Source organism: Candidatus Accumulibacter propinquus (genome assembly GCF_056856495.1).
Window position 1 is genome coordinate 644,471 of record NZ_JBSEHC010000002.1, and the last position, 20,430, is coordinate 664,900.

The window sequence follows — 20,430 nt, forward strand, 5'->3', positions numbered from 1 at the left end:
GCTGTTGAAGTTCAGAGGATCGGCCGGTGATCCACTTGCGGGGCGGCACTTCCACTGGGTTCGTAAACCACGTGCGGTCGGCCAACCAGGAGTGGATCGATCGGACCGATGGCTTCAACATCCTTGCCGTTGTAGTTGAGCTTGTGCAGCACATAGCGCATGGCGTTCAGGCGCGCCCGCTTCTTGCAGTCCGACTTGATCACCGTCCATGGCGTTTCCGCGGTATCGGTGTGGAAGAACATCGCTTCCTTGGCTTTGGTGTAGTCGTCCCACTTGTCGAGCGAGGCCAGGTCGATCGGCGACAGTTTCCACTGCTTGAGCGGGTGAACCTCGCGTTCCTTGAAGCGGCGACGCTGCTCCTTGCGGCTTACCGAAAACCAGAACTTGATCAGGTGAATGCCGCTGCGTACCAGCGTCCGTTCGACTTCCGGCGTCTGGCGCATGAATTCCTGGTATTCCTCTTCGGTGCAGAAACCCATCACCCGCTCGACGCCGGCACGGTTATACCAGGAGCGGTCGCAGAAGATGATTTCACCGGCGGTCGGCAGGTGGCGTACATAGCGCTGGAAATACCACTGACCGCGCTCCTGTTCATTCGGTTTCTCAAGGGCAACCACGCGCCCACCGCGCGGGTTGAGGTTTTCGGTGAAGCGCTTGATGGCGCCGCCCTTGCCAGCCGCGTCGCGCCCCTCAAAAATGACGACGACTCGCTGCCCGGTTTCCTTGATCCAGTTCTGTAGTTTGAGCAACTCAACCTGCAGGCGATACTTCTGCTTCTCGTAAGCCTTGCGCGACATCAGGTTGCGGTAGGGATACGAATTGGTATCGCGCCAACTGGTCGCCAGTTCGTCATCGGGACTGGTCGCGGGCTTGGCAGCCGGCGTTTCTTCCTTGCCGAGCAGCGCCTTGCGCAGCGCCAGAGCGTCATCGGGAGACGAACCGGTCATGATCGCTTCCAGCGTCTTGGCGAGCGAAGCGGTATCGCCGACGGTGGCAGAAGCGATGATGTCCCGCAGGGCGACCTTCTTTTGCTCGATGGCCGATTCGGCGGCTTCAGCGATGTCGTAGGCTTCCATGCCGCTCGGTGTGCGCGCCGGAGCGATGTCCCCGGCCGAAGCCTTGCGCGGCTGCGCCGTACGCGTCGACGCTGAAGCGGCACGCGCTCTCGGTGCTCGTGCTGCAGGCTTGGCAACCGGCAACTCCGCATTCCCGGCTGTGGTTGCTCCTTCAGCGACTGGGCTGTCGGAGCCGGGTGCGGGCGGCGGCGTTCTCTTGTCCATCTCTATCTCTCCAATGGGGTGTGTTCTGTTGCAAGAAAATAACGTCAGAGGGCTAACCGACGGTGGCCATGATGATAGCGCTGATATGTCAGTCACTTCAATCGATTGGATGACATTCGCTGACTGTTTTCTGCCTTTTTTTGATTTCTGGTGCGAACTCGGCGGAAACTCGGCTGCTGCTTGTCGCCAGCGGCCGAGTTCAGGATCGCGCTCGCGTCATCGATAAATGCTTTTGTCAATATTATGGACGATGTTTTCGACGGCTTCGGGGATGTCGCTCATCGTCAGACACAACGGTAAAAACCGATTCACGATTCTTGGCGAGGAAATCCAACGCCCGTTATCGTAGCAGTTCTTCTGTGTGATCACTGCCGCGCCTTTGAATGGACTGCCATGGTCCTGCCACCTCTGCCAATGACGCCTGACCGGGACGAGCCGCGTGATTTCAAGAACACGCCGTCGTCGCTGGCGAACGCGCTCCCGTACGCGCCAGGAGCCTCGCCGTCTACGGATCGGCTGCGCCGAGCCAGCGGTGCGCGGCGTTGCTGGCAGGTATCTGCTGTGCTGGTGACGCTCGGCGTGTCAGTCGCTGCGCTCTGCCTGGAACTTCCGCAGCGACCTAGCGACGCGCGAAACAACGACAGCCCAACCTTTATCAATAGGGAGTTCGCATCACCGGTCGGCGATTTCCTGCTTGCCTCGGCTGCCAAGCCCGGACGTGACGAGGCCGCGCCCCAGCCCAGGTCTTCGGCAGCGGAACAGCACCGGTTTACCAAGACGCCAGTCAACACCGACACGCGCCTGGCTGCCGACCACGACGACCAGATTCATATTGGAGAGTTGCAGCCGATCGGCAATTCCGGTTGGCTGACGGCTGTTGCCCAACCGACCGCACTTGCCTTCGGGAGTCTGCGCTCGTCGCTGCTGGCAATCCCTGGAGGAATCAGCGCGCCGCTGGCGCTGGCCCTGGCCCTGCTCGTTGCCTGCGTGTATCGCCGGCCATTGACCCGACGGGTCGCTGAACTGGGCCACCGGGCGCGCGTAGACACCCATGGCGACGGCAACGCATCTCGCCACTTCATCCGAGACGCGGAAATGATCGGCGCGGCCGAGAACATGCCCCGCCTCGCGCAAGCCCTGGTCGAGCGCGATGCTGCGCTGGCAGCCGCGGAAGAACGCTATCGGGCTCTGGTAGGCCAACGATTGCTCTTCGAAGGGGCGCGACACGAGTCCGCGGCACTGCTCCAACTGCACGCCGAGCGTGCCAGCAGCATGCTCGACCTGCCGCGGGCGGCAGAACAGATGGACGAAGCCGAATTCATCCTGCATGGCCTTGACCTCGCAGAGCGCTTGACCGGCAGCTCAATCGCCTTTCTGCAATGGGTCGACGCCGATCAGCGAACCCGTGAAGCCGTCCGCTGGTCACGCCGCACGCTCACCGGTGATTGTCGCGGTGTCGCCGAACCGCAGTGCAGCGTCGCCCTGACGGACCTTTGCGCGGCAGTGCTGCGGCAGCGCTCGGTCGTGCTCGCCAACGATCGCACGGCGATGCTCGCCAACGGTCTGCTGCCGGACGCTGGTGGCTGCCGGCGGTTGCTCGCCGTGCCGGTGATCGAAGGCCGGTTGTGCCGCCTGCTGCTGGCGGTCGGCAACAAAGCGGCGCCTTTCCGTGAGTGGGAGATCGAAACGCTACGGCTGATCGGCCAGGACATCTGGCGAATCGTGAATCAGCGCCGCGCCGAGGTGGCGCTGCGCCTTGCCGAGCAGGTATTCTCGGCCAGTCCCTCGGGAATCTGCATCACAGATGCCGACAAGCGCATTGTTTCGGTGAATCCCGCGCTGACCAAGATCACTGGCTACAGTAGCGACCAGATGATTGGCCAGACACCCCGATTCTTTGCTCCTGAGCATCAGCGTATCGGTTTGTATCGCGAGATGTGGAACGGCATCACAGCGGAAGGGATTTGGCACGGCGAGGTCTGGTGCCGTCGCCTCAGCGGTGAGCTCTTTCCGGCGGCACTGACCATAACAGCGATCAAGAACGATGACGGCGTACTCGCCCACTACATCGGCAGCTTCCACGACATCACCGAACGCAAGCGCTCAGAGGAGCAGATCCGCTTCCTGGTAAATCACGATGCGCTGACCGGACTGCCCAACCGCACGCTGCTTGACGACCGCCTTCGGCAGGCGATCGCCCAGTCGCGACGAGACGAGAGCCACACTGCAGTGTTGTTCCTCGACCTCGATCGCTTCAAGCTGATCAACGACACTCTTGGCCACGACACCGGCGACCGGCTGCTGGCACGCATCGGCGAGTGTCTCACGGCGGCGTTGCGGGAAACGGAAACCGTGGCGCGCCTCGGCGGCGACGAGTTCATCGTCGTCATTCCCGCGCTGGCCGAGATCAGCCGAGTGGTGCTGGTCGCGCAGAAGGTGCTCGAGATGGTCTCCTCGACACAACACCTCGAGGAGCGGCCGCTGCACGTTACGCCCAGTATCGGCATCAGCATCTATCCGAATGACGGTGACGACGTGCCAACCCTGCTGCGAAACGCGGAAACCGCGATGTATCACGCCAAGGAGTGCGGCCGCAACAACTTCCAGTTCTTCACACCGGCGATGAATCTGGCGGTAAGCGAACGGGCATCGATCGAGCATGACCTGAGCATCGCGATCGAGCGCGGCGAATTCGAGTTGTTCTACCAGCCGCAGGTCGATGGCCGCAGCGGCCGGCGCACCGGCATGGAGGCGCTGATCCGCTGGCGCCATCCGCAGCGTGGACTGGTCGCGCCGGATCGCTTCATCCCGGTCGCCGAAGAGACCGGTCTGATCGTCGCCATTGGCGAGTGGGTGCTGCGCGAGGCCTGCCGGCAGGCGCGGCTGTGGCACGATGCAGGGCAGACTGACCTGCGCATCTGTGTCAACCTTTCCGCACGCCAGTTGCAACAACGCGATCTTTGCGAGCGGGTCGCAGTCATCCTTGGCGAATCGGGTCTGCTGCCGGCAACGCTCGAAATCGAACTGACCGAGAGCATGCTGATGGTCGACCCGGAGGCGGCCAGCACGCTGCTGCGCAAGTTGGCCGGACTCGGCATACGCCTGGCCATCGACGATTTTGGCACCGGATATTCCAGCCTCGCCTATCTCAAGCGCTTCCCGGTCTCTCGACTGAAGATCGATCGTTCCTTCGTACGCGATCTGTCGACCGACGCGAACGATTCAGCGATCGTACGCGCGGTCGTGGCGATGGCAGAAAGCCTGAAGATGGAAGTCATCGCCGAGGGCGTCGAAACCGTCGAACAACTGCACTTCCTTGAACGGCACGGCTGCTTCGAGGTACAGGGCTACCTTTTCAGCCAGCCGCGGCCAGCCGCCGATTTCGATCACCTCCCCTTCAAGGTGCCGTCGCCAGCCGGGCTGACTCAATTGACCCGGCGAGACGATGCCGCACCTCAGCGACCCTGATGCTGCGCTGCAACCGGATTCTCCGGCGGGGCAGCGGCTATCCGCAAGGGCTATTCAAACTTCGGGCTGATCAGGTTCTCGAAGGAAAAAACCTCATCCCACCTCTCCTGGGTCATCAGCTTGCGCTGCCTGACCACGATGTCGTGCAGCGACTTGCCGGTTTCGTAGCCCTCACGAGCGATCTCGGCGCATTGCTTGTAGCCGAGCGCGGGTTTGAGCACGGTGATGATCCCGAGCGAGTTGAGCACCATTTGGCGTGTGTGCTCGACGTTGGCGGTGATGCCCTGCACGCAGTTGACGCGCAGGCTGTTGACTGCGTTCTCCATCGTGAAGATCGAGGTAAACAGCGCGAAGGTGATCACCGGCTCCATCACGTTGAGTTGCAGTTGCCCGGCGGAAGCTGCGAGAGTCACCGTCAGATCCAGGCCGATCACCAGGAAGCTGGTCTGGTTGACGACCTCGGGAATCACCGGATTGACCTTGCCCGGCATGATCGACGAGCCCGGCTGCATCTGCGGCAGGTTGATCTCGTTGAAGCCGCAGCGCGGACCGGAAGCGAGCAGGCGCAGGTCGTTGCAGATCTTGGTGAGCTTTGCCGAGGTGCGCTTGAGGACGCCGGACAACTGCACATAGGCGCCGGTATCGGAGGTCGCCTCGACGAGGTCACCGGCAAGAATGAAGCGGGTACCGGTCAGTTCGGAAAGATGACCGGTGACGAGTTCCGGGTAGCCCGACGCGGCGGTTACCGAAGTACCGATCGCGGTCGCCCCCAGATTGATCTCGTGCAGCAACTGGCGCACTTCCGCGATGCGGCTGACTTCTTCCCCGATGGTCGTGCCCCAGCCGTGGAATTCCTGCCCGAGCGACATCGGGACGGCGTCCTGGAGGTGCGTGCGACCCATCTTCAGTACCCGCTGGAACTCCCGGCTCTTGGTGTAGAACGCGTCCTGCAGCTTGCTCAGTGCCTCCATGTAGCTGGCCAGGCGCAGGATCAGCGCCAGCCGGAACGCGGTCGGATAGATGTCGTTCGTCGATTGTCCGTAATTGACATGGTCGTTCGGGTTGACGTACTGGTACTCCCCCTTGCGATGGCCGAGAGCCTCAAGAGCCAGGTTGGCGATGACCTCGTTGGCGTTCATGTTCGTCGAGGTGCCGGCACCCCCCTGGATAAAATCGGTCACGAACTGCTCGCACATCTCGCCGGCGATCAGCCGGTCACAAGCGCCGACGATGGCGTCGGCGATCCGCACATCGAGCACACCGAGATCGCGGTTGGCCAGAGCCGCTGCCTTCTTCACGTAGCCGAAGGCCTTGACGAAATACGGCTCGGCCGACATCGGGATGCCGGTAATATGAAAATTCTCCTGGCCGCGCAGCGTCTGCACGCCGTAATAGGCGGCGTCAGGCAGTTCCTTCTCGCCGAGGAAATCCTTCTCGATTCGTGCCATGTTCATTCCTTTCGTGTGGTCAACTGTCGACGCGAGGTGCTTCGGCGGATGCTCATCGCACGCCGGCCGGCAGCGCTGTCGCGCGGTCGGCCGCAACGCACTGCCGTCGCTCCGAAGTCTTCCCCGGCAAGCCGACGCACCATTCTAGCGTAGCGCGTATCGCCAAAGCATCGCGCATCAAATTTCTGTCTGAACACCCGCAACGGCCGCGTCGGTGGCCACTGCATCCATCTGCATCCGAAATCGCCGCTGCCGCGTAGGGTTGAGCAGGTGCCGCAGCCCAGGGTTGGCAACAATGTTTGGCTGCGACCGCCTGATCGGGCAAAATATATCCGCATTACCAACGGAAGCACGCAATGGGATGAACGAGAACACGGAGATCGGGCGCGCAGCGCTGGCCGACGACAGCGAGCCGGCCGCCGTCGAGGCGGGGATCCGGCATGATCGGGCTGTGGCCGAAGAGGGCCGCCTGCAGGCCTGGGTCGCCCGCGTGGTGCACCAGGATGAGCAGGCCCTGGCCGAGATCTACGAGTGCATGGCCGGGCGTGTCTATGGGCTGGCGTTACGCATCACGCGCCATGCGCAAACCGCCGAAGAGGTGACCGAAGATGCTTTCTGGCAGATCTGGCGACAGGCACCGCGCTTCGACGCCGCGCGTGGCAGTGTCGCGGCCTGGATCCTGACCATCACCCGCAGTCGCGCCCTCGACGCCCTGCGGCGCCGTGATCCGGTCGAGCCACTTGACGAGGAATGCCTGGCCGACTTGCAGGGCGGGAGCGACCCTCAGGATCTGCTGGCCGCCGTGCAGCGTCAGCATCGCCTGCACGCGGCCTTGCGCACGCTTGATCCCCTGCCCCGGCAACTGTTGGCGCTGGCGTTTTTCCGAGGCCTTTCGCACGAGGAGATCGCCCAGCACATGCGTCTGCCGCTGGGAACCGTCAAGTCCCACATCCGCCGGACTCTCTTGCGCCTGCGCGACTTTCTTGCCGCCGAAGATCCACATTCCCCGATGGTGACCCCATGTCCAGCGACTGCCAGAAAGTAATCGCCACCAGTGATGGCGGTGTAGACGAAAGCGCTTTGAGTCTTCTGCTCTGCGAGAGTATGCTGCCGCTCGACTCGCCTGCGGCGCGTCATGCCGGCCTGCGCAGCCGCTTGCTGCGGCGTGTCCGGGAGAGTGCACGCCGACACGCCGGGCTGATCACCATTCGTGCCGACGACGGGACCTGGCTGGCAGTCAAGGCCGGGATCCGCGCCAAGCTCCTCCGGGAAGGGCCGCATGGCGCGTCGGCACTGATCGAGTTCGCCCCCGCCGCGACCCTGCCGGCGCACCGCCACCATTACCTGGAAGAAGGCATCGTCTTGCGTGGCCGCCTGCAACTGGGCGACCTCGACCTGCTCCCCGGGGATTACCACGTCTCGCCGCCAGGCAGTCGTCATGACCGGATTTCGTCACGCGAGGGCGGCCTGGCTTATCTGCGGGGAACCTCGCTGGGGAATACCACAGCGGTCCTCGGCGAAGTGCTCGGTGGTCTGCTGCCCGGCAATGGACCACCGTTCCATACCGTCTTCGCCAGCGAAGATTCCTGGGAGCGCGTTGCCGAGGGTGTCGAGCAGAAAATCCTCTGGCACGACGGCGATGTGATTTCGCGTCTTGTCCGCCTGGCTGCCGGCGGCCGCTTGCCGGCGCACGTCCACGACGGCGAGGAGGAGTGCATCATGCTGAGTGGTGACGCCTTCTTCGGCGATCTGCTGGTGCAGGCGGGCGATTTTCACCTGGCGCCGCCCGGCAGTGAGCACGGAGTGACGACCACCGATGGCGGCGCTCTGGCTTTCTTGCGCGGCCGCGAGATATTGCCCCTGCCGTCCCGGCCTTAGCCAGCGTTTTATCCCGTTATGCGCTTGCGCCACAGGGAACGGCGTATGCTATGCGAACCGTCCCGGTATGCCGGACAGAGAATGCGCCTGATACGGGACGGCTATGCATCCCCGACTTGGCCGAGGCAGTGTTGCTGTTGCACAATGACAGTTTCCTGCAGGTACCCGAGAGCCGAGGCGGGCCGGCCCGGCAAGGGTGCTCAGAGCGCCAAGTTCAAGTCAATCGTGTTCACGGAGTTGTCACATGAGATACATCAGGATTCTGGGATTGCTGGCCTGCACACTGGCCCCGGCGGTTTCGTTCGCACAGGCTGAAAAAGTGCTTCGGGCAGACGAAATCAACGAACGCGCGCTGGTGGACCTGCTTGCCCCCGAAAAGGCGGCGCGGCCGAAAACGCGTTCGATCAACGTCATTCGGGACGAGAGTTCGCTGGCACCTGCAAAGCCGGCGGCCGCGAACTTGCTGATCATCTTCGAGACCAACTCCGCGGGCCTGACGCTCACCGGCAAGCAGTCACTCGATGTGGTCGGTCGCGCCCTGAATTCGGAGAAGCTGGTGCCGTTCAGCTTCGCCATCGAAGGCCACACCGATCCACGTGGTGGCGACGAATACAACCGGCAGTTATCGCAATCGCGCGCCGAAAGCGTCGTCGGCTACCTTTCGCAGAATCACCAGATCGATCGCAGCCGTCTCAAGCCGGTCGGCAAGGGGCCGTCACAACTGCTCAATCCGGCCCGACCGGAAGCCCCAGAAAACCGTCGCGTGACGATCAGACGACTCGACAACTAAGCGCCATCGGCTTTGCCGGGGAGCCTTGGTTCCGAGCCGATCAGTCGACCTCGTCGATCACGAACAGCGCGGCGCCGTAGGTCGACGAGCATGTTCGGCCGGTGGGACAGACCACCTTGCCGGCAAACGGATTGCCGCCTTCGGCACGCGCCTCGCGCGCGATCCGTTCGGCAAGCTTGAGCGGGAACTCGGCAAACGGATCGACTTTTTTCAACCCGGCAGCAGAGAAATCCCGACGATTTTCCGAGACAATGGCCACGAAGCGATTGCTTCCCGGTGGGCCGCCTGCGGTCATCGCCCAACCGGGGCGAGGCAGGCTCAGATCGCCGTCGCCCCCGATCCCGTTGTCGGCATCAAAGGCGTTCGGAAACAGCAGGTTGAAGTGGTTGTTGTCGGTGCCCACCATCAGAATGTACACGTAGCCTGGCTTGAGCGAGGTAATGCGGAACCGCAGCTTGTCCTGACCAATCCTGACTTTCGCCTTCTCCGGCACCACCGTTACCACGTGCTCGTGGTCCCGCTGGCGATAAATGTCCTGCAGCACGTCGACCGGGTCGAATGGCTTGACGGCGTTTCCTGACGGATTCGTCGTTCCGTCCTTGCCGAGCAGCACATCCACCAACTGCTGCTCGTTGAGTGATTTCCGCTCTGCCGTCTGTATCTCCGCGCCTGGAGCCGACTGCGGCACCGCCGTACCCGCTGCAGCCGGCGGCGTCTCCGGTGACGATTTTGCCGGCGCCACCTCGAGTGGCCGGGAAGGCGCATCGGGTGCCGATCGCAACGTGTAGAAAGCACCGCCGGCGATCGCCAGCGCCGTCCCGGCGATGCCAACCAACCACATTGCCCTGCCCTTTCCCTTCGCGGCCGGTGCCTGAGGTGAGGCGGTCGGTGACGATTTGCCCGCCGGCGTCCCTGGCGTATCCTGCACGGCCAACAGGGCGCGAAACTCGGCAACGCTGCGCGGGCGGTCTTCGGGTCTTACCGCCAGGGCTCGATCCATGGCCTGCAGGAAGGCGGTGCTGTAACGGCCCGCTGCCGCTTTGCTCAGCGGAACCATGGTGTCATTGATCGAACGAGCGACCGAGGCCATCGGTGGCCTGCAGGTGATCGCGTTATAGACCACTGCCGCCAGCGCATAGATGTCGGTCCACGCCCCCTGCTTGACATGCGGGTCTTCGGCATATTGCTCCAGAGGCGCGTAACCCGGCTTGAGGATCACCGTCAGCGCCTGCGTCCTGTCACCGATCACCCGTCTGGCGGCACCGAAATCCAGCAGCAGCGGGCGCCCGTCGGCCAGCAGGAGAATGTTGTCCGGAGCAATGTCGCGGTGAAAGCAGTTGTCGTGATGAATGACTTCAAGCGCGTCGAGCAAAGGGTCGATCAGGGCCCGCAGCCACTCCTCGGACGGCGGCCCGGGCATTTTCTGCAAGGTCTGCCTGAGGGTCACGCCCTCGTAGAACGGCATCACCATGTATGCCGTGCCATTCCCCTCCCAGAAACGATACACCTTGACCAGCGAGCGGTGATCGAACTGGGCAAGGATTCGCGCTTCATTGACGAAACTGCGCAGACCGATGGCAAAGGTCTCGGCCAGGCGTGCCGACTTGACGGCAACCGTCAGACCCTCGACACGCGCTGCCAGCGAGGATGGCATGTACTCCTTCAGAGCGACGTAGCGTCCGAGTGAGTGGTCGTGAGCGAGGTATACAATGCCGAAGCCGCCGATTCCGACCAGGTTGACGATTTCGAATTCACCAATCCGCGTGCCCAGCGGCAGCGCGTTGCTGTTGGCGTCAGCCTCTCCGGCCGCCCCTGCAACCGCTGGCTGGGGCGATGGCGATGGTGAAGCCGGTTGACGTACGACCCACGTCCGCTCGTACTCTTCTGATTCCGACATCGAGTTCCCTGTATTCAACACCTCGAAGGCAAGCTTCGCATTCTGCCGTAGTTTGCCCGCCCGGCAAAGTCGAAGTCTGCACGCGTCGGTGGGGCAAGCCGTACACTCCGGATGCGAGGCGATGAACGACGCGCCCCACCCCGGGATCGGCAGGGCGCTGCGCGCGCAGGCGAGTGCTGTCAGTTATGCTCGACTGGTGGTGCGACCTTGAACACCTCGGCCAGCGTGGTGACCCCGGCGGCAACTTTCATCGCCCCCGAGATCCGCAGGGGCTTCATGCCTTCGCGAAAAGCCAGGTCGCGAATCTTGGCGATGTCCTTGCCTTCAGTGATCGCCAGTTTGAGGTCCTGCGAGAGCATCAGAATTTCGTACAGCCCGACGCGCCCGAGGTATCCGGTCATGCGGCAGTCGAGACAGCCCACCGGCCGTGAGAAGCGTGCCGGGCGATTCGATTTCCACGGAGCAACCAGTTGATCCCACATTGTTTCCTCGACCGGGCTGGCCTGGTGCACCTGCTTGCAGTGCGGGCAGAGGATGCGTACCAGCCGCTGCGCCATCACCCCGAGCACCGTGGCACTCAACAGATACGAAGGCACGCCAAGGTCGAGCATGCGCGTGATCGCCGAAGGCGCGTCGTTGGTGTGCAGGGTCGACAACACGAGGTGGCCGGTCAGGGCCGCCTGAATCGCCACCTCGGCCGTCTCCAGATCGCGTATTTCACCGATCATGATGATATCCGGGTCCTGCCGCATCAGCGCCCGAACACCTTGCGCAAAGCCGAGATCGATGACGTTTTGCACCTGCATCTGGTTGAAGGCCGGTTCGACCATCTCGATCGGGTCCTCGATGGTACAGACATTGACCGCCGGTGTAGCCAGTTGCCTCAGTGTCGAGTACAGCGTGGTCGTTTTTCCGGATCCGGTGGGGCCGGTCACCAGGATGATGCCGTTGGGTCGTTCCGACATGTCCTTCCAGCGCGCCTGGTCGTCGTCGCTGAAGCCGAGATCGGCGAAGCTGCGCACCAGCACTTCCGGGTCGAAGATGCGCATCACGAGTTTCTCGCCGAAGGCCGTGGGCAGTGTCGAAAGGCGCAGTTCGGCTTCCTGGCCGTCAGCTGTTCGCGTCTTGATCCGGCCATCCTGCGGTCGGCGTTTCTCGACGACGTCCATGCGGCCGAGAATCTTGACACGGTTGACCATCGCCGCCATGACGCTCATCGGAATCTGGTAAACCTGATGCAGGACGCCGTCGATGCGGAAGCGCACGATACCGATTTCGCGCCGGGGCTCGATATGGATGTCGCTGGCGCGTTGGTCGAAAGCATACTGCCAGAGCCAGTCGACGATGTTGACGATGTGCTGGTCATTGGCGTCGAACTGGCGATTGGTCCGGCCGAGTTCGACCAACTGCTCGAACGATGACAGGTTGCCGGTCGGACCCCCGAGTTGGGCCGCTTTCTTGACCGAGCGCGCAAGATTGTAGAACTCGACCAGATAGCGCGCGACGTCGACCGGGTTGGCCATCACCCGGCGGATTTCCTTCTTGGCGATCGCGCTGGATCTCCTTTTCCCAGTCACGCAGGTAAGGCTGCGGTCGTCGCCACGACGATCTCCCGCGTCGTGACCTGAATCGGCAGCATGCCGAAGCGTGTGGCATAGGCACTCGACATGACGTCGGTCACGGCCGTGAAGTCGACCTTCAGGGGGTCGATGTGGTGGTACTCAAGTCCCACCCTGCGCGGCCAGCCACTCACCGAGGCCTTCGAGATTCAGGGGTCGATGCGGCTCCTGCTGTCGACTTCCACTGCTGATCGGCGATTATCGACCAGCGGGTGCGCAACAAGGCGCTTGCAGCCGGCTTTCCTTGAGCAGTTGATCTGCGTCCGGCGCGTTGACCAGGCCATCGTCAGGTCAACCAGCTGAGGACTTCGGCCAGGGTCAGACGATGTTCATGAACGATATTGACCGCTGCTTCCGACATGGGCCGTGTTCCAGAGTAATGACCGGCCACTATACCGGACACCGCCAACCGAAAGCACGCGCGTGGTGCAGGGGCGCAAGAAGTGGGTCGGGCCGAGACTTCGTCAGCCGCCAGCGCGTCACCCGGATTCCTTTACCCTGGATCACCAAGCCCGGCCGCACGCCACCTGGCCAGTTTGCTTTCAAAGGCCACAGTATACGCCGGGCTGGTCGACGGCAGGACCCAGGTTTCGTAGCCCTGCTGCTGAAACCAGCCGGCAAATTTCCCGGCAGTCTGACCGTTGAAGCAGACGCGCCGCAAACCCGGCGCCTCGTTGCGCAGACGTGAGAAATCGTTGACCGCGGGAGACTGGATCGCCGCGTCGAGCGCACCTTGCCGCAGACACTGCTGATAAACGTCCCATACGCCGATGTGATGCCGGAGCAGCAGGCGTTGCTTTTCGACGTAATCGACTACGGACAAGGGCTCTTCAAGCAGCACGCCGAGGAGGCGCCAGAACTGGTTCTGCCGATGCGCGTAATAGTGTGCCGCCGCCAGCGATGCCGGCGATGGAAAGCTGCCGAGAATCAGCGTTGCAACCCCGGCATCGAGAATCGGCGGCAGACCCTGCAGCATTGCTAGCCCGCCGCCACGGGTTGAGGTGACGGTCGTGTCAGACTGCCACCAGGCCAGCCTCGCCCACCGACGCGGTGAAAGGCGCGCTCGCTGGGCAAAAGCGGAATGCCTGGCGGCATATGGCGGGGAATACCAGGACCGTCAGCGACTGCTTCCCAGCGACAGAGCCAGCATCAGGTCGTTGATCCGCTTGACGAAACCAGCCGGGTCTTCGAGCGACCCCCCTTCGGCCAGGGTCGCCTGCTCGAGCAACAGATTGGCCCAGTCGTCGAAACGCGTTTCTTCATACTTCAGACGCTGCACCGCGGGGTGCTTGGGATTGATTTCGAGGATCGGCTTGCTCGCCGGCGCCTGCTGCCCGGCAGCCTTGAGGATGCGCTGCAGGTTGCCGCCGAGGTCGTATTCATCGGCGACCAGACACGAAGGCGAGTCGGTGAGCCGATGCGTGACGCGCACATCCTTCACCTTGTCGCCGAGCGCCTTCTTGACCTTTTCGAGCAGTTCCTTGTATTCGTCGGCGGCCTTCTCGGCCTCCTCCTTCTCGGCGACATCCTCCAGCTTGCCAAGATCAAGCCCGCCCTTGGCCACCGACTGCAGCGGTTTGCCGTCGAACTCGGTCAGATGACCGGTGACCCACTCATCGACACGGTCGGAAAGCAGCAGGACTTCGATGCCCTTCTTGCGGAAGATCTCGAGGTGCGGACTGTTCCTGGCGGCGGTGAAGGTTTCCGCGGTGACGTAGTAGATTTTTTCCTGTCCGTCCTTCATCCGCGACACGTAACCGGCGAGCGAGACGGTTTCGTCAGAGGTATCGGCATGCGTCGAGGCAAACCGCAACAGTTTGGCGATGCGCTCCTTGTTGGCGAAGTCTTCGCCGGCACCTTCCTTGAGCACACGCCCGAATTCCTTCCAGAAAGTGGCGTATTTCGCCTTCTCGGCGGCATCTTCGCTGTCGGCAAGACCTTCGAGCAGGCCGAGAACCTTCTTCACGCAACCGCCACGGATCGTCTCGATGTCGCGCGACTGCTGCAGGATTTCACGCGAAACATTGAGCGGCAGATCGTTGGAATCGACGACCCCGCGAACGAAGCGCAAATAGAGCGGCATCAACTGCTCGGCATCGTCCATGATGAAGACCCGCCGCACGTAGAGCTTGACGCCGTGGCGGGCGGTACGTTCGAAAAGATCAAAAGGCGCACGCGACGGGATGTACAGCAACTGGGTGTATTCCTGCTTGCCCTCCACCCGGGCGTGTACGTGCGCCAGCGGGTTCTCGAAATCATGCGCGACGTGCTTGTAGAACTCGTTGTACTGCTCATCGCTGATCTCCGACTTCGGACGGCTCCAAAGCGCCGATGCCTGGTTCACCGTCTCGTCCTGGTCGGTAACGACTTGCGCCTTCTGTTCCTCGTTCCATTCCTCCTTCTTCATCAGGATCGGCAGCGTGATGTGGTCGGAGTACTTGCGAATGATCTCGCGCACCTTCCAGCTCGACAGGAATTCGTCTTCGCCGTCACGCAGATGCAAGGTCACCTCGGTTCCCCGCTGCGCCCGCTCGATCACCTCGACCGTGAAATCGCCCTCGCCGGAGGACTCCCACCGGACCGCCTGGCCGCTTTCGAGGCCGGCCCGGCGAGAAACCACGGTTACCTTGTCGGCCACGATATACGACGAGTAAAAACCGACGCCGAACTGGCCGATCAGGTGCGCATCCTTGGCCTGATCGCCAGTCAGCGCCGAAAAGAACTCGCGTGTGCCCGACTTGGCGATCGTTCCGAGGTGCTCGACTGCCTCCTCGCGCGACAGGCCGATGCCGTTGTCGGCAATGCTGAGCGTCCGGGCTTCCTTGTCGAGCGTCACCCGGATTTTCAGCTCGGAGTCATCACCGTAGAGAGCGGCATTGTTCAAGGCTTCGAAGCGCAGTCTGTCGCAAGCGTCTGACGCATTGGAGATCAACTCGCGCAGAAAGATTTCCTTGTTGCTGTACAGCGAGTGAATCATCAAATTCAGCAGTTGTTTGACTTCTGCCTGAAAACCAAGTGTTTCCTTCTGGGCACCCATGCAAGACTCCGGAAAAAAGTTGAGAACGTGAAACGAACGGGCAGTGCATCTTGCGCACAATGCTTCGGGAAATGGGGGCGGCGGCGACCATTTCAAGCCCTGCCGACTTGCCGGCAGAACGGGTTCAGGTGTCGCAGCCCGGATACTCGACCGCCAGCACCTCGACCACCCGCCAGCCGGCCGGACTCTGGAAGCGTACCGCATCACCCGCACGCGACTTGAGCAGCGCGCGCGCCAGCGGCGACACCCAACTGATGCGGCCACGTGCCGAGTCGGTTTCGTCGACGCCGACGATCTGGTAGGTGCTTTCCATCCCCTGCTCGTCGCAGAGGGTCACCAGCGCACCAAAAAACACCTGCTCGGTGTTCTCGCGGCGTGCCGGATCAACGACCTCGGCCAGATCCAGACGCCTGGTCAGAAAGCGGATCCGCCGGTCGATTTCGCGCAGACGCCGCTTGCCGTAAATGTAGTCGGCGTTCTCGGAGCGGTCTCCGTTGGCTGCCGCCCATTGCACGACACTCACCACCTGCGGCCGCTCGACGCGCAACAGATGTTCGAGTTCGGACCGGATGCGCGCGTGCCCGTCTGGCGTGATGTAGTTGCGTGTGCCCTGTGGCAGCCGCAGGGCGGGATCAGCCCCTTCGTCCTGCTCGTCGTCGTCTTCCGTCTCTCGGGTGAATGCCTTGTTCATTGCCTGTCGGTTGCCGGCGGCACTGCGGAATCCGTATCGCGCGAGGAAAGTCCAAATCCCCGAACGGATCCGCGCGTCCTGGCGGAAAAAAGAAACGGCGCAGGTCCTGAAACCTGCGCCGCAATGCGCACTGCACTACCAATCAATAGCCGATATTGAACGCGGCGACGTCGATGCGGACGGTGTCACGCCCAAGAGCCAGGGCCGTGTAGCGGGCAAAGCGCGTCGCCCAGTCCTTGCCGTCGATGAAACGTTGCTCACCTCCATAGCGGGCAACATTGAGAATCTTGTCGATAATCAATACCTTGCCCATCGGGTTGCTGGGTTCGCACTCGAGGTCGGCGAACTCCTTGTCAAACCAGCGGCGCGCTTCTTCGGGAGACCCTGCAGCAAGTTCGGTATGGGAGAACTTGAACTCATACTGCCTCTCCCGCGCAAACGCAACAATAATGTGATAAACCATCTGCCTCCTCCCGGGGGTATCTCAAGGTTACAATTTCACCCTCTATTCTATTCGCAAATGCGCCCCATGCCGCAAGTCCCGAGCCCGCACGTCGAGTTTATTGCCGGTATTCGTGCCGCCGTTGTCTTTTCCCGTGGGCGCGCCTACCATAGGACCCGACCCACCGTGCGTTGCCGCCGCAGCACTCACGGCACTGGTCGCCGGGCGGGCACGCAGTGCCTTATTGACCGTCGTTCTTGGCATGCTCGCCTGGTGGGGTCTGCAAACCCGGCTCGGCGAGCCGCATTACAACCTTGGGGATTGCGCCGACCATGCTGACCGAAGAACAAATTACCGAAAACCGGGCCACGCTGCATGAACTGCAGATAGAACATCACGACCTCGACCAGGTGATCGCCCACCTGATGCTCAACCCACCCCCAGACGACCTGCTGATCCGACGCCTCAAGAAACGCAAGCTGCTGCTCAAGGACCGCATGACCCTCCTCGAGCACTTGCTGGAACCGGACGTTCTGGCCTGACGCCGAAGACTGCCGCTGACCGGCACTGGGCACCGCATGGAACTCTCCGTCGCCGGGTATGGCTGCCACGTCGCCACTGGCGGACAGCCCTTCGACCCCGCCCGCTCGGCTTGGCCGCCGCTGGTGCTGATCCATGGCGCCGCCAACGACTGTGACGCATGGCATAAGGTCGCCGGCGGTCTCGCGGCGGCGGGCTGCGCGTTGCTCGTCCCCGACCTTCCGGGGCACGGTTTATCCGGCGGAGAGCCCCTGTCCAGCATCGAGGCGCTGGCCGACTGGCTGCCCTCCCTGCTTGACAGCGCCGGAGTGACCACCGCCATCCTGGTCGGACATTCGATGGGTTCGCTGGTGGCGCTGGACTGCGCCGCGCGCCATCCGCAGCGTGTCGGCGGACTGGCCCTGCTCGGGGCTTCGGCACCGATGCCGGTCGCCGAAGCCCTGCTCAGCAGCGCCGCGACGCATCCCGACCGCGTCCTGCGGATGATGAACGAATATTCCCTGACGGCGCCGTTCCAGTTGTACGGCGGCGGCGGGCATGGCGTCTGGGGACCCGGCGTGACACTGGCAATCATGCGCCGCAGCCCGCCTGGCGTGCTGGCCATCGACCTCGCCAACTGCAACAACTACCGGCACGGCCTCGACGCGGCGGCGCAGATCACTTGTCCGACCCTGCTGCTGGTCGCCCGCCGCGACCGCATGACCCCCAGGCGCAACCTGCCGCCGCTGCAATCGGCACTGCGCCAGGTGCAGCGGACCGAGATTCCCGACTGCGGGCACGCGATGATGAATGAGCGACCGGAAGCGGTCGTTGAATGGCTCCTGAAGTTCCTCGCCACCCCCACTACGCCTGTTACCCGCTAGCCTCGCCCGAGCGTGCCAGCACGATCACCGCAGTGAGGATGATCGCACCGCCGGCGAGCTGCCAGCCACCAACCTCTTCCCCGAGAAACAGCGCGGCCAGGAGCACGGTCACCACCGGTTCGAGCGTCGACAGCGTCGCCGCATCGGCAGCACCCAGCCGCGCCATGCCGGCAAAAAAGGTGATCATCGCCACCACCGTCGAAAACAGCGCGATGCCGCCGACCGCCGTCCAGGCTGCGAGCGAGACCGGAAACGCTGGCCCGCGCGCGAAGACGATCAAACCATATACGGCCGCCGCCGCAAGCATGATCACCGTCGCTGAAGGGATTGCCCCGCAGACCCGCGTGACGCGCTCGCCAACCAGGATGTAGACCGAGTAGATCAACGCCGCAGCCACCCCGAGGACAATGCCCAGGACGCTGCCGGCGAGGCTGCCGCCGACCGCCAGACCGGTTCCGAACAAGGCAGCAGCCACCGCCAGCAGGCGCAGCGGCGACAAGCCTCGGCGGGCCAGCAGCGCCGAGAGGACGGTGACGATCGCCGGGTACAGATACAGCAACAGTGCGGTCAGTCCGGCGGTCGCATGCTGCAGGGCAGCAAAATAGCAGAACGACTGCCCGACATAACCCGCTCCCCCCATCGCCACCAACAGGAGCAGATTGCGCCCGCGCGGCCAGCGCAGTCCCTGCAGCACCATCAGCACAGCCATCAACAGCCCGGCCAGCGCGAAACGCAGGAAAAGCATGCTCGGCAGGTCGACTCCCTCGGCGTAGGCCAGCTTGGCGAAGATCGGCATGACCCCGAAACCCGCAGCCGAAGCAACGATGCAGACGAAGCCGACAGGACGCGCACGTACAGCAGGATCAGAGATCACCATGACAACCTTTGTGAGTCCACCGAGGTGGCGGCGCCTGCGCTTGCCGCCTGACCTGGTGAGTTGGCCCAGACCAAGGCGGTTGGAGCCACAGTTCCGGGCGGTCGCCACACCCGAACGCCGGCCGGCACTTGTCGGGTCTGGTCAATGGATCGAATTTCCCGGATTATACGGCGCTTGCAGCAACCCGTTGCGCCGAACTCCCGACGCGCAGCGGCGGCCAGGCCAGCCATCGAAGGCAGCCGGCCGGCACCCACCACCCCTTCAGCCCGACAGAGGACGCCATGCGGCTATTTGACGATTTTTCCATGGCGTCCCTGATGGCCGGTTTCGTCGCCGTCCTGGTTGGCTTCACCAGTTCGGCGGTGATCGTTCTCCAGGCCGCGCGGACGCTGCACGCGACACCGGCCGAAATCGCTTCGTGGATGGGTGCCCTTGGCCTGGGCATGGGTCTGACCAGCATCACCCTCTCGTTGCGCTTCCGGGTACCGATTCTCACCGCCTGGTCGACGCCCGGCGCGGCGATGCTGATCACCAGCGCCGCAGGCGTTTCGATGCCCGAGGCGATCGGCGCCTTTCTGGTTTCCGCGATGCTGATCACCGTCTCCGGATTCAGCGGCTGCTTCGAAAGGATGATCGGCCGCCTCCCGATCTCGATTGCCTCCGGCATGCTCGCCGGGGTCCTGCTGCGTTTCGGTCTCGATGCCTTCGTCGCCATGCAACAGCGGTTCACGCTGGTATTTCCGATGTTCTGCGCCTATCTGCTCGGTCGCCGGCTATCGCCACGCTACGCCATCGTCGTCACGCTGCTGCTCGGTGTGGGCATTGCCGCGACACAGGGGCTGTTACACGTCGAAGGGCTGCAGCTCGAACTGGCGACGCCGGTATTCACCGCTCCGGAACTGTCGTGGCGGGCGCTGGTCGGCGTCGCGCTGCCGCTCTATGTGGTGACCATGGCCTCGCAGAACGTGCCGGGCGTGGCCGTCATCCGTGCCTCCGGCTACCAGGTACCGATTTCGCCGCTGATCGGCTGGACCGGCGCGGCGAACTTCCTGCTTGCGCCTTTCGGCGGCTTCGCCTTGAACCTGGCAGCGATTACCGCGGCCATCTGCATGAGCCGCGAAGCCCATCAGGACCCGGAGAAACGTTACACCGCCGCGATCGCCGCCGGTTTCTTCTATCTGTTGATCGGGCTCTTCGGGGCCACCGTCGGCGCTCTTTTCCTGGCCTTCCCGAACGAACTGGTCGTGACCATCGCCGGCTTCGCCCTGCTCGGCACCATCGGCAGCGCTCTGACCACCGCCCTGGGCCAGGAAACCGCACGCGAACCCGCGCTGCTGACCTTCCTGGTCACCGCCTCGGGGATTGCCCTGGCGGGAATCGGCTCGGCTTTCTGGGGCCTGCTGGCCGGTCTTGCGGCCCTGCTCGTGCTGCAGGCCAGGCCCGCGCCACTGCGCTGGCCGGCGAGTCGCCGCACCGCCGGTGCAGCAGGACAGGCGCCGACGCCAGACGACCAGCACGGCGAAGAGCAATCCCGCTGAGCCAGCGCCTGCAGTCAAGCGGAAACCCGCGCACGCATCCGACCGCATGGCGACGAGGAGAG

At 63.2% G+C, this 20,430-nt stretch carries 15 protein-coding genes and 1 pseudogene; 7 read left to right on the forward strand and 9 right to left on the reverse strand.

Going from position 1 to position 20,430, the window contains the following annotated elements:
* Window positions 1–11: 11 nt before the first annotated feature.
* The gene (ppk2, locus tag AC15MQ_RS05340; protein WP_287671458.1) at window positions 12–1,280 is read right to left on the reverse strand and encodes a polyphosphate kinase 2; all 1,269 of its coding nucleotides are present in this window, start codon (window positions 1,278–1,280) and stop codon (window positions 12–14) included.
* A 393-nt stretch (window positions 1,281–1,673) separates the two neighbouring features.
* On the opposite strand from ppk2, the gene AC15MQ_RS05345 reads away from it, so the two are divergent.
* A complete protein-coding gene (locus tag AC15MQ_RS05345; protein WP_483079548.1) occupies window positions 1,674–4,748 on the forward strand; it encodes a putative bifunctional diguanylate cyclase/phosphodiesterase in 3,075 nt (1,024 codons plus the stop codon).
* A 50-nt stretch (window positions 4,749–4,798) separates the two neighbouring features.
* Here AC15MQ_RS05345 and AC15MQ_RS05350 read toward each other — a convergent pair whose 3' ends face one another.
* The gene (locus AC15MQ_RS05350; protein WP_287671461.1) at window positions 4,799–6,196 is read right to left on the reverse strand and encodes an aspartate ammonia-lyase; all 1,398 of its coding nucleotides are present in this window, start codon (window positions 6,194–6,196) and stop codon (window positions 4,799–4,801) included.
* A 361-nt stretch (window positions 6,197–6,557) separates the two neighbouring features.
* On the opposite strand from AC15MQ_RS05350, the gene AC15MQ_RS05355 reads away from it, so the two are divergent.
* The 3 genes from AC15MQ_RS05355 (at window position 6,558) to AC15MQ_RS05365 (ending at window position 8,864) form a co-directional block, all read left to right on the forward strand.
* Window positions 6,558–7,241 (forward strand): sigma-70 family RNA polymerase sigma factor, encoded by a 684-nt coding sequence (locus tag AC15MQ_RS05355; RefSeq protein WP_483079549.1) that lies wholly within the window; start codon window positions 6,558–6,560, stop codon window positions 7,239–7,241.
* Window positions 7,217–8,074, forward strand: a complete 858-nt coding sequence (locus tag AC15MQ_RS05360; protein WP_483079550.1) for a cupin domain-containing protein — start codon at window positions 7,217–7,219, stop codon at window positions 8,072–8,074. The genes AC15MQ_RS05355 and AC15MQ_RS05360 overlap by 25 nt, the downstream gene beginning before the upstream one ends.
* 244 nt (window positions 8,075–8,318) lie before the next feature.
* Entirely contained in the window at window positions 8,319–8,864 is a 546-nt protein-coding gene (locus AC15MQ_RS05365) for an OmpA family protein (RefSeq protein ID WP_287671466.1), read from the forward strand.
* A gap of 40 nt (window positions 8,865–8,904) precedes the next feature.
* On the opposite strand, the gene AC15MQ_RS05370 is transcribed toward AC15MQ_RS05365, so the two are convergent.
* The 6 genes and pseudogenes from AC15MQ_RS05370 to AC15MQ_RS05395 form a co-directional block, all read right to left on the reverse strand.
* Window positions 8,905–10,761 (reverse strand): protein kinase domain-containing protein, encoded by a 1,857-nt coding sequence (locus AC15MQ_RS05370; protein ID WP_483079551.1) that lies wholly within the window; start codon window positions 10,759–10,761, stop codon window positions 8,905–8,907.
* Window positions 10,762–10,940: 179 nt separating this feature from the next.
* A pseudogene (tfpB, locus tag AC15MQ_RS05375) lies at window positions 10,941–12,741 on the reverse strand (type IV pilus assembly ATPase TfpB).
* Window positions 12,742–12,873: 132 nt separating this feature from the next.
* Window positions 12,874–13,356: a DNA-deoxyinosine glycosylase gene (locus tag AC15MQ_RS05380; protein ID WP_483079552.1), complete on the reverse strand. Its 483-nt coding sequence runs from the start codon at window positions 13,354–13,356 to the stop codon at window positions 12,874–12,876.
* 141 nt (window positions 13,357–13,497) lie between these two features.
* Window positions 13,498–15,417: a molecular chaperone HtpG gene (htpG, locus tag AC15MQ_RS05385; protein WP_483079553.1), complete on the reverse strand. Its 1,920-nt coding sequence runs from the start codon at window positions 15,415–15,417 to the stop codon at window positions 13,498–13,500.
* Window positions 15,418–15,541: 124 nt separating this feature from the next.
* Window positions 15,542–16,108 (reverse strand): transcription elongation factor GreB, encoded by a 567-nt coding sequence (greB, locus tag AC15MQ_RS05390; protein ID WP_332336204.1) that lies wholly within the window; start codon window positions 16,106–16,108, stop codon window positions 15,542–15,544.
* Between the two features lie 142 nt (window positions 16,109–16,250).
* Window positions 16,251–16,571, reverse strand: a complete 321-nt coding sequence (locus AC15MQ_RS05395; RefSeq protein ID WP_287671476.1) for a hypothetical protein — start codon at window positions 16,569–16,571, stop codon at window positions 16,251–16,253.
* Window positions 16,572–16,882: 311 nt separating this feature from the next.
* Here AC15MQ_RS05395 and AC15MQ_RS05400 point away from each other — a divergent pair, with 311 nt between their 5' ends.
* Both AC15MQ_RS05400 and AC15MQ_RS05405 read left to right on the forward strand, forming a co-directional pair.
* A complete protein-coding gene (locus tag AC15MQ_RS05400; protein WP_287671478.1) occupies window positions 16,883–17,092 on the forward strand; it encodes a DUF465 domain-containing protein in 210 nt (69 codons plus the stop codon).
* 36 nt (window positions 17,093–17,128) lie between these two features.
* Complete coding sequence (locus AC15MQ_RS05405) at window positions 17,129–17,953, forward strand: alpha/beta fold hydrolase (protein WP_483079554.1); 825 nt, start codon at window positions 17,129–17,131, stop codon at window positions 17,951–17,953.
* Here AC15MQ_RS05405 and AC15MQ_RS05410 read toward each other — a convergent pair.
* Complete coding sequence (locus tag AC15MQ_RS05410; protein WP_287671483.1) at window positions 17,943–18,830, reverse strand: DMT family transporter; 888 nt, start codon at window positions 18,828–18,830, stop codon at window positions 17,943–17,945. The genes AC15MQ_RS05405 and AC15MQ_RS05410 overlap by 11 nt on opposite strands.
* Window positions 18,831–19,111: 281 nt before the next feature.
* Here AC15MQ_RS05410 and AC15MQ_RS05415 point away from each other — a divergent pair, with 281 nt between their 5' ends.
* Window positions 19,112–20,368 carry a benzoate/H(+) symporter BenE family transporter gene (locus AC15MQ_RS05415; RefSeq protein ID WP_483079555.1) on the forward strand — a complete coding sequence of 419 codons (1,257 nt, stop codon included), beginning with the start codon at window positions 19,112–19,114 and terminating at the stop codon, window positions 20,366–20,368.
* The last annotated feature ends 62 nt before the right edge of the window (window positions 20,369–20,430 follow it).

Excerpts from the sequence above, each read along its gene's own strand:
- AC15MQ_RS05355 (WP_483079549.1), top strand. The coding sequence starts at position 6,558 with ATGAACGAGAACACGGAGATCGGGCGCGCAGCGCTGGCCGACGACAGC.
- AC15MQ_RS05360 (WP_483079550.1), top strand. The coding sequence starts at position 7,217 with ATGTCCAGCGACTGCCAGAAAGTAATCGCCACCAGTGATGGCGGTGTA.
- AC15MQ_RS05365 (WP_287671466.1), top strand. The coding sequence starts at position 8,319 with ATGAGATACATCAGGATTCTGGGATTGCTGGCCTGCACACTGGCCCCG.
- AC15MQ_RS05405 (WP_483079554.1), top strand. The coding sequence starts at position 17,129 with ATGGAACTCTCCGTCGCCGGGTATGGCTGCCACGTCGCCACTGGCGGA.
- AC15MQ_RS05370 (WP_483079551.1), bottom strand. The coding sequence starts at position 10,761 with ATGTCGGAATCAGAAGAGTACGAGCGGACGTGGGTCGTACGTCAACCG.
- AC15MQ_RS05345 (WP_483079548.1), top strand. The coding sequence starts at position 1,674 with ATGGTCCTGCCACCTCTGCCAATGACGCCTGACCGGGACGAGCCGCGT.
- AC15MQ_RS05380 (WP_483079552.1), bottom strand. The coding sequence starts at position 13,356 with ATGCTGCAGGGTCTGCCGCCGATTCTCGATGCCGGGGTTGCAACGCTG.
- AC15MQ_RS05395 (WP_287671476.1), bottom strand. The coding sequence starts at position 16,571 with ATGGTTTATCACATTATTGTTGCGTTTGCGCGGGAGAGGCAGTATGAG.
- ppk2 (WP_287671458.1), bottom strand. The coding sequence starts at position 1,280 with ATGGACAAGAGAACGCCGCCGCCCGCACCCGGCTCCGACAGCCCAGTC.
- htpG (WP_483079553.1), bottom strand. The coding sequence starts at position 15,417 with ATGGGTGCCCAGAAGGAAACACTTGGTTTTCAGGCAGAAGTCAAACAA.
- AC15MQ_RS05400 (WP_287671478.1), top strand. The coding sequence starts at position 16,883 with ATGCTGACCGAAGAACAAATTACCGAAAACCGGGCCACGCTGCATGAA.
- AC15MQ_RS05410 (WP_287671483.1), bottom strand. The coding sequence starts at position 18,830 with ATGGTGATCTCTGATCCTGCTGTACGTGCGCGTCCTGTCGGCTTCGTC.
- AC15MQ_RS05415 (WP_483079555.1), top strand. The coding sequence starts at position 19,112 with ATGCGGCTATTTGACGATTTTTCCATGGCGTCCCTGATGGCCGGTTTC.
- greB (WP_332336204.1), bottom strand. The coding sequence starts at position 16,108 with ATGAACAAGGCATTCACCCGAGAGACGGAAGACGACGACGAGCAGGAC.
- AC15MQ_RS05350 (WP_287671461.1), bottom strand. The coding sequence starts at position 6,196 with ATGGCACGAATCGAGAAGGATTTCCTCGGCGAGAAGGAACTGCCTGAC.